9 protein-coding genes and 3 pseudogenes are annotated in these 8,098 nt (G+C 57.1%); 3 read left to right on the plus strand and 9 right to left on the minus strand.

Annotated elements, in window-relative coordinates; translation table 11 throughout:
- Window positions 1-48: 48 nt before the first annotated feature.
- The 6 genes and pseudogenes from DU29_RS01000000129925 to DU29_RS1000000133295 form a co-directional block, all read right to left on the minus strand.
- Window positions 49-705 (minus strand): annotated as a pseudogene (locus DU29_RS01000000129925) (group II intron maturase-specific domain-containing protein); the annotation flags it as partial.
- A complete protein-coding gene (locus DU29_RS01000000129930; protein ID WP_328286326.1) occupies window positions 647-2,368 on the minus strand; it encodes a recombinase family protein in 1,722 nt (573 codons plus the stop codon). The pseudogene DU29_RS01000000129925 and the gene DU29_RS01000000129930, both read right to left, overlap by 59 nt.
- A gap of 287 nt (window positions 2,369-2,655) precedes the next feature.
- Window positions 2,656-3,333, minus strand: a complete 678-nt coding sequence (locus DU29_RS01000000129935; protein WP_442961306.1) for a reverse transcriptase domain-containing protein — start codon at window positions 3,331-3,333, stop codon at window positions 2,656-2,658.
- Window positions 3,334-3,735: 402 nt separating this feature from the next.
- Window positions 3,736-4,140, minus strand: a complete 405-nt coding sequence (locus DU29_RS1000000133285; RefSeq protein ID WP_236645608.1) for a tyrosine-type recombinase/integrase — start codon at window positions 4,138-4,140, stop codon at window positions 3,736-3,738.
- Entirely contained in the window at window positions 4,137-4,517 is a 381-nt protein-coding gene (locus DU29_RS1000000133290; RefSeq protein WP_236645609.1) for a site-specific integrase, read from the minus strand. The genes DU29_RS1000000133285 and DU29_RS1000000133290 overlap by 4 nt, the downstream gene beginning before the upstream one ends.
- 46 nt (window positions 4,518-4,563) lie before the next feature.
- A complete protein-coding gene (locus tag DU29_RS1000000133295) occupies window positions 4,564-5,232 on the minus strand; it encodes a tyrosine-type recombinase/integrase (RefSeq protein ID WP_236645610.1) in 669 nt (222 codons plus the stop codon).
- Between the two features lie 294 nt (window positions 5,233-5,526).
- Between DU29_RS1000000133295 and DU29_RS1000000133300 the strand changes: the two genes are divergently transcribed.
- The 3 genes and pseudogenes from DU29_RS1000000133300 (at window position 5,527) to DU29_RS1000000132995 (ending at window position 6,394) form a co-directional block, all read left to right on the plus strand.
- The gene (locus DU29_RS1000000133300; RefSeq protein ID WP_033050506.1) at window positions 5,527-5,865 is read left to right on the plus strand and encodes a hypothetical protein; all 339 of its coding nucleotides are present in this window, start codon (window positions 5,527-5,529) and stop codon (window positions 5,863-5,865) included.
- 91 nt (window positions 5,866-5,956) lie between these two features.
- Window positions 5,957-6,118, plus strand: a pseudogene (locus DU29_RS1000000131510) (JAB domain-containing protein); the annotation flags it as partial.
- Between the two features lie 102 nt (window positions 6,119-6,220).
- Window positions 6,221-6,394, plus strand: a complete 174-nt coding sequence (locus tag DU29_RS1000000132995; RefSeq protein ID WP_177326961.1) for a hypothetical protein — start codon at window positions 6,221-6,223, stop codon at window positions 6,392-6,394.
- Window positions 6,395-6,534: 140 nt separating this feature from the next.
- On the opposite strand, the gene tnpB is transcribed toward DU29_RS1000000132995, so the two are convergent.
- The 3 genes and pseudogenes from tnpB to DU29_RS0114360 all read right to left on the minus strand — a co-directional run.
- Entirely contained in the window at window positions 6,535-6,864 is a 330-nt protein-coding gene (gene tnpB, locus DU29_RS01000000129955) for an IS66 family insertion sequence element accessory protein TnpB (RefSeq protein WP_152635546.1), read from the minus strand.
- A 438-nt stretch (window positions 6,865-7,302) separates the two neighbouring features.
- On the minus strand, window positions 7,303-7,623 hold the full coding sequence (locus DU29_RS0114355) for a hypothetical protein (RefSeq protein ID WP_028622336.1): 321 nt from the start codon (window positions 7,621-7,623) through the stop codon (window positions 7,303-7,305).
- Window positions 7,624-7,903: 280 nt separating this feature from the next.
- Window positions 7,904-8,098 (minus strand): annotated as a pseudogene (locus tag DU29_RS0114360) (IS30 family transposase); the annotation flags it as partial.

An 8,098-nucleotide genomic window follows, 5' to 3' on the forward strand; every position in this document is an offset into this window, starting at 1 on the left:
ACACCACCCGGCATGCGGGTCCGCACCGGGCGGTTCGAGAGATTGAGGTTATGAGAGACGCACTAATCCCAGCCTGTCGAACCACGCAATATCAAGCACGCGATTCAGATCAAGACGACTGTTATGCCACCAGCGGCAGGTGTTTCCTGCCACCTTCTGCGCCACCTGGTTACTCGCACCAAGTGCTCGCAGCTCACGATACGTCGTCGTTCCGCGCTTCCATTGTTTCAGCTGGATAGCTCGCAACCGGTGTCGTATCCATTCGTCCAGTTCACGCCAGACGGCTGGGGTTTGCGACAACCCGAAGTAAGCTTTCCAACCCAAGATGTAAGGTCGCAGCTCATCGACGATCTGCTGCAAGCTACGACCACACGAGCGTCGGGTGTACCAGCGTATTCGCTGCTTGAACTGCTTCTGCGCTTTATAGGATGCAGCACGCTTGACTTCGCCGCGGGCTGACCACAACTCATAGCCCAAAAACTTGCGACCCAATGCACTCGCCACCGCACTCTTGCTCGCGTTGACACTCAAGTGCAGCTTTTCATACAGTCGCTTCAACAGAGCCATTACCCGCGGCCCCGCCTTGTGACTGCGAACATACACATTCGCATCGTCGGCGTAGCGGACAAAATAATGACCTCGACGCTCAAGCTCCCGATCCACTTCGTCCAGCAGCACATTCGCCAGCAACGGCGACAGTACGCCGCGTACGATCTTGCATACTTTTCTCTCCGATGCCTGAGTCAGTCGACGTCTCGCTGGCGTTGAACCCGGGATCCGGATCAATCCGGAACACCACCAAAATTTCGTCCTTATGAATTTCGACACGCTTGACCAGGCCGCGGATGATCTCGCGTTTTGTGACGAAATCCAGTGTGCCCAATCGGTCATGGACAGCCGCGGCAAACTCTTCGAGACGATTAATGACGAGAAACAGCTCGCGTTGACCCACCTGATGACGCCGTGAGTCCTGAATCTGCTGATCAAGCTGTTCCAGACGGCTCTTCAAGTTTCGCATCTTTGGATCAAAGTCCGTTTTCTCGATCATACCCTCGGCATAACTATCGATGAGCCGCGACTTGCCTTTATCCAGCTGCAGTCGTTGTCGTTCCAGTGCGGCAGTATCAGGATTTGTTTTTTCTTTTTCTTCGAGGATACCCAGCCGACGTTCATATTCATTCTTTAGCCTTCCAGGGTGGGCGAGCAGTTCAACAACCTGCTGCCACACCAGTTCATCGAGACGATCCGTTCGTATTTGCTGATTGTCGCAGACGCGTTCGCCACCAAAACGGTAGGCATCGGTTCCAATGCAACGATAATAGGCATAGTTCCGACGTTGGCCTTTGGCTGCTGCCTTGCTGACCTTTTTACCGTAATAGGCGTAGTGACAATGGCCACAAACGGTCAAACCCTGAAGTAGGTAGACCGCACCATGACGGCGCTGACGCGCTTTGCGATTCTCGGCAAGCTGCTCTTGAACCGACTGAAACAACCCTTCGCTGACGATCGCCGGTACGGATATCTCGATCCACTGACCTGGATCCGTACGTACAGTTGAATACCCCTTCCTGGGCACCTCGGCAGTGTGGCGTTGTGCGCGTATCCGAGGTAAACGATCACGCGCCTGTGTTTTGCCGAAAGCAGCCCGGCCCATGTAGGCTGGATTTTGCAATATTCCCCATACAGTACTGCGATCCCAATACGGTTTACCTGAGGCGGTTACGGTGCCTGTTGCCCCAAGGCGACGCACCACTTCGCCGATGCTCAGCCGCTCCATCCCAATCCATTGAAAGATGGCTCTGACCGTCGCCGCTTGCGGCAAGTCGATAACGTACTGTGCGGGTGTGCCATCAAGTTGCTTACGAATGTAGCGATAACCGTAGGGCGCAGTCGACAGCACATTGATGCTGCCGCGTCTGGCTCCATGAAGCTTGCCGCGACGATTGCGCTCCATGATTTTGGCACGCTCATATTCCGCGATCATGCCCTGCATCTGCAGCAGCAACGACTCCTCAGGCGTGACGCCAATGGCATGATTGAGGAACACGACCTGTACGCCGCACGCCGATAATTCTTCCATCAACAATGCCTGGTGAGCATATTTTCGCGACAGCCGGTCTGGGGACAGGACGTAGAGACGCTCCACCAGGCCAAGTGCAGCGCGGTCTCTGAGTCGCTCCAATTGTGGGCGAATCAGCGTCGCGCCGCTGACGCCTGCATCGACAAAACGCATGTCCTCAGCCACGTGGACACCATCAGCCACGATCCGCTCTGTCAACGCGGCAATCTGGCTTTCAATCGTGCCGCGTTTAGCCTGTTGGTCACCCGGGCATAGAGCGCCACCATCACAGCCTGGCTCATTGCTCACCTCGCTTGGCAGTACGATGCTCTGTCACAGAGGGCTGGGATGGCGACAATTCTGAGGAAGCCCGCGATTCTGTCGGCTTAAGCTGCTCGTAGGCCCTCTCGAGCTGTTCAAGAGAGAATCGATTTGGCTCAAAAGCCAGACGAATACGCCAAATCCGCGGTTTTCGGCTCATGACTGAGGTCTCCCATCAGTGGAGGCGATGCCCTCAATGACGAGAACAATCTCGACGTCGGGGCATCCTGCATGCCTTGGGGAAAAACTCTCCCTGGCAATGCGCAGCCCCCATTTTATCCGAGAGTTTGCTCTATTGTTGCCGGCGCTAGCGGGCCGCCTTGCGGCGCCCCACAGCGGCTTTTCTCGACCACGCCATTGATCAGCGTCCCCGCATCCAGATACGCCCGAATCAGCCGGATAACCGCCCGATCCGCAATCCGCTTGCGTAAACGGCCCATCAAAATATCGTGGTCGACCCGGTCGAAGAACTTCTCCAGGTCAACATCCACCACAACTTTGCGCCCCGAGGACACATTCCGTTGAGCCGCCAATACGGCGTCCTGCGCGCAACGTCCCGGGCGAAAGCCGTAGCTGTGTTCACTGAAAGTTGGATCGAGGAGTGGTTGCAAGACTTGCAGTAGCGCTTGTTGGATCAAACGGTCGGTGACCGTCGGAATACCCAACTCACGTTGACCGCCGTCAGGCTTGGGAATGACCACACGCCGTACCGGACTGGGCCGGTAGACACCCGAAAGAAGCTGTTCACGAATCGCTGCCCATTGGCTCAGGAGATGTTCGGCGGTCTGTTCAATATCCAGACCATCGACTCCCGCTGCACCTTTATTGGCTTTGACCCGTTTCCACGCCCGTTTCAGGTTTTCTCTCGCAAAGGCCCGTTCCAGCAGCCCTTGCCCTGCGTTGTTGGATTCATCTTGCGGGCGATTGGCCTCGTCGCTGACAGGACTTCTCACGGCTTCACCGCTCGTTATCTCCATCCGCGCCGCGTTTGGCAGGCATCTGACTTCCGGTCGTTCGCATCAACATGGCCTATAACGCTTTCTCTCGTTCGGCCCTTCGTCAAAAAAAGACTACTACGGCCTCTGCTGACTTCTCGCTCCGGCTGACGCCGTCGCCCTTTCAGGCATGAGGCGAGATCTCCCCAGGTAAGAACGCAATCCTTCACCACACAACCGCCGGATTTACACCGCCTGATCCTTGACCACAAGAGCTTCGCGGTTTCGTGCCCGCTCACCCTGATCGGCTTCGCCTTTTATCCGGTTCTTGTCCATCGGCTCATGGCTTCGATTCACGCTTCCTCCCCACACTCGGTCGCCCTCATGCAGTTGCGCTTCACTTCGTTCGCTGTGGTCAGCTCACGGCGGGACTTTCACCCACAAGATTGCGCCCATGCTGGGCGCACACGAATGACGCAGTCCGTGGACATGCGGTCCGAAGACGCCGGCCGGGACATCCAGAGCCAATTGCGGCAGGAGGTCATCGCGGAACGTATTGCGGATGCTGTTCGTGCTGATGGGATCTCGTCCATTCCAGGAGAACAGGAAGCAGGCACCCGCGCAGGCATAACCTCGGGTCTCGCGTAGGGCCAAACAGCCGCGCAGCCTGGCGGCCAGCTTGGGGCAGAATGGCACCAGCCTGTCCTTGCCAAACTTGGTGTTTCGGATCTCCAGGACTTCGCGCTCCGGGTCCACGTCGCCCCATTGTAGGCGGGCTACCTCGCTAACCCGAAGGCCGAGGCCGGCCAGCAAGGCGAAGATCATCTCGTAGGTGGCGCCCCGCAGCGGCGCGCGCGAGTGTCCTGCAATGCCTTGGCATGGACCAGCAGTTGTCGGATGGCCTCGGGCGGGAACAGGAAAGGCAGCCGCCGGGCCGTCTGCGGCTGCGCCCTGGCTTGTACAGGGGACGCCGCGAGCAGCTGCTGACTGACGATCCAGTCGAACAGCCGTCGCACATTGCCCAGCAAGTTGTTGTAGCTGCGTGGATTGGTGCGATGACGGGAGACCAGGAAGGCCTGCAGGCATCCGGCATCGATCGCCTCAATGCTGTCGATGCCTTGCTCATCCAGGAACCGGTCGAGCAGACGCAGTTGGCGGTCTTCGCTGGCGAACTTGCATCCCATGGTCCGCTTGGCGCGCAAGTACTGTTCGATGTGAGGGGGCTGTGAAAGCCATTCCAGTGAGCAGTCATAACACGTCCTCCGCGGTTGCGATGACCAGTTCGCGCAGCTTGTGCAGCGCCACCTTGCCGTAGACCAATGTGGAAGCCGGGTTGCGGTGGCCAACATAGTCGCCGATGACCTTGAAGGGGACATTGGCTTCGACGAGATGCTGTACACAGGCGTGGCGCAGGGTGTGCGATCCCGCTCGGGATACCTGGATGCCGGCGGCTCGCAGCCGAATGCCGACCATCGATGAAACCGTGGCGTGCTGCATGGGCGTGTAGGGCGACTTGACCGTGAGAAAAGCTTGGCGATGTACCACGTCGATGCGTCGAACCTGCAGATACTCAATGACCGCTTCGCCGGCTGTCGCCGAGAGTGGATAGCGAGTCGAGTGCCCGCCTTTGCGCATGGGAATACTGACCTGGGCGTGCTTCCAGTTGAAGTCGTCCAGGCAGAGGGCCGCGATCTCCCTGGCACGCAGCCCATAGCTGGCCAGCAGCACCAGAATGGCATAGTCGCGCTTGCCCAGGTCCGAGCGCCGATCGATGCTGGCAAGCAGTCGCTTGACATCCTCCCAGCGAATGGCGCGAGGAATGGAGGCCTGCCTGTAGCTGCGCCCGCGCAGCACACTGCGCACGAGATCCGTGACCAGGATGCGCTCTCGGTGCAGATAGCGGAGAAAGACGCGCAAGGCCCTGCGCTGTTGAGCATGCCGGATTTGTGTTTTTGCGCGCTCGCTGAGGAAATCGGTGATGCAAGCAAGGCGTCAGCTCGGCCAAGGCGATACCGGCTTGCGCTAGGTACGACTCGAATGGACGCAGCGTGTAGATGTAGTTGTGCAGCGTGGTACGGAGCAACCCCTTCTCCTCCACCAGAAAGGTGAAGAAGCCGGGACGGAGACGGAAAACGGCATGGCGGGCTTATTGCTCGGTCGCGTGTAGCCGGACAAGGCCACGCACAACATCCGCTCCACGGGAATACGGCTATGCGCGACAACTGCCGCCCTGTCCTGGGCGTTCTTGCACCAGCCGCCATGTTCGGCCTTCCATCGTTCGACGAAAGGATCGACATGATCGGGAAGTTCCTGCAACTGCGTAGCGCCTCTTGCGATGGCGAAATTGTTGAAGTGCGCGAGCGCCCGGACATGCTGCCGAACCGTGTCATTGGACGTGTGCTGCTCGTCGAGCGACTGGACGTAACGCTCGATCTGCGGGCCCAGCCACAGGGCCTTGATGCGGTCAATCGCCTTGAACGACCGAAAGTGATGTTCCAACATGACAACCACCTCTCTAGAAAAGCGAAGGAGATGTCATGCTGCGCTTGACCTGCGGTTATGTGCCCTGATGCTGGGCCGGAATCCTTGATCTACGCCGGTGTGGCTACCTTCGGACACATAAGAAAACGGGGCACATAAGGTTCATAACCATCCTTCCGGTGACCCGGAGCCCAGTCAAGCCGACCGCGCACTGACCACAATCCTCAAAAACGCCCTCAACATGATTGGCACTCAAATATTGGATCATGTCGTCGTGGGCTATGAAGGCTGCGTATCGCTGGCAGAACGGGGATATCTGTAGGGGCGCTTTGCCCTTGGCATGGGTTAGCAAAGTCCATCAGGTAGATGGGAGCCGATACGCTCCGGACCTGAACCAACATCGAATCAGCTCAAGGAGACTTCCATGGTGTTGATACGTTTCCTGATCGAACTTCTCACCTTCATCGGCATACTGGCAAGCGCTTCCGCAGTAGCGCTGACTGTGATCCTGATGCTGCGATTTCCGCCGATCTTGGCCGTGTTTATTATTGACTGCTCGCTATTTCAATTGCTGCTCAATCGCACCCCAAGAGCTTGAGTCGTTCGACAACGAGTAGACAAACCGGCATGGGCAGCTTGATGGCTGCCCATGCCGGTTCTAAGCTCTTTTTCTTTTTTTGATCCGTTCGACTTACATACTCAGCGCTGTGGCCAGAACTCGCTCAATACCCCCACTCATCATGCGTCAAGCCTAGGCACAAGTGCCCGAAGCTGCTCAGGACTAAGTTCCAGCTGTGAACCGTGCCGACTACCCAGCCAGACAAATCGGCCCTGGTGCAGGCGACGTGCTGCCAGCCAAATCCCCAAGCCATCGAGCGCCAACACTTCCATGCAATTGCCACGGCAATTGGCAAAGAGATACGCGCAGTGCGGCTGCGTCGCACCGAACACCGTAACCACTCGCGCCAACGCGGTATCGGTGCCGGTGTGCATGTCCATCAGTTCGGTGGCCAACCAGATCGAGTCGACAGGAATCACCGCAGCAGGTCTCGTAGAAAGCTCACACATGCGGCGTTATCGGCGGGCGCAGTAGGTTACCCAAGGCATCTACGCTTGCGTGAATCTTGGAGCTCAAGCCACCTCGGGACTTACCCATGGCCTTGGCGGCCTGTGCTGTTTTTTTTTTGCGGCACCCTGCTGCTGAACGCGGACAATGCTGCCATCCACCATCAGGTGTTCCAGGTCAGCCTCCCCAGCAAGCGAGGTCATCAGTTTCAGCAGATCCTTGATGCGCTCCCTTTGGTCATCGCGCAGCCAGTAGAGCCTCATCCCGCCCCCAAATGGTTCAAGGGTATCGCACGACTCGAATTACCTCAAATGAGAACGCCCTGTAGGTTGTCGTAGGGATTTCGCCTGTGCCGATCATTATCCACTGATTGCCGGCGCTTTCATTCCTAGAGGACTGTCGTGACAGCCCGCCGAGTCACACCTCAGAGCAAGGCGGGGTCATTCCCTTTCAAGAGATAAAGACGGGTCGTGCTTGCGCTGGGTCAACGAGTCCTCTAGTAGCTGCATCGCTTCGGCCAGCGCTGCGTGTTGGCAGCGCAATTCTGCTAGAAATGATCTGTTTGGCTTCAAATCGGGAAAGTAACGCGCCAGGTCAGGCCGGTATGATTCCATCATGCACTTTACGGCCAAATGAAGGTCTTCCTTAGTCACACCAGACGCGACCGCCAATGTCCCTTGGATCTCGGCCGACGATGCCGTTTCCATCCAGAACAGCAGGTCCAGGTAATTGTTCAACTCTCGTTCTTTGCGTTCGTCCATGCGGCTAATCCTCAAATGTCCATTTCGTCTGGCGTGTTTACATCGTCTATTGAGCGGCACTGTTCCGCTTTAACCCGGAACCGGTCGGTATGATCGAGGCAGCAGCTACGTAGCGTTCGCAGCTGAATACCATTTCCGGTAGACTCAATTTACCTCAATTGAGAATGCCTTGTAGTTTAATTATTTAGCCTAAATGCTTTTTGACCAATGGATTAAATAATTTATTAGTTAAATTCACTAAGCGAAACCTCGGCGGTTGCAGGATCTGAGTGCAACACGGTTATTGAATTGAAGCGGGAGCATCATGCCGCATCACCACGGCTTCTTGCATCACTTCGCCCATCACCTCGATCGGGCATTTGAAGTCGAAGCGTTTGCGCGGTCGCATATTCAGTTGCAAAGCGATGGCGTCCAGGGCTTCCTGACTATGCACCGACAAGTCCGTGCCCTTGGGCAGGTACTGGCGGATCAGTCC

Origin of the sequence: Pseudomonas sp. Ant30-3, from assembly GCF_000690905.1 — a bacterium.
Taxonomy (GTDB): Bacteria; Pseudomonadota; Gammaproteobacteria; order Pseudomonadales; family Pseudomonadaceae; genus Aquipseudomonas.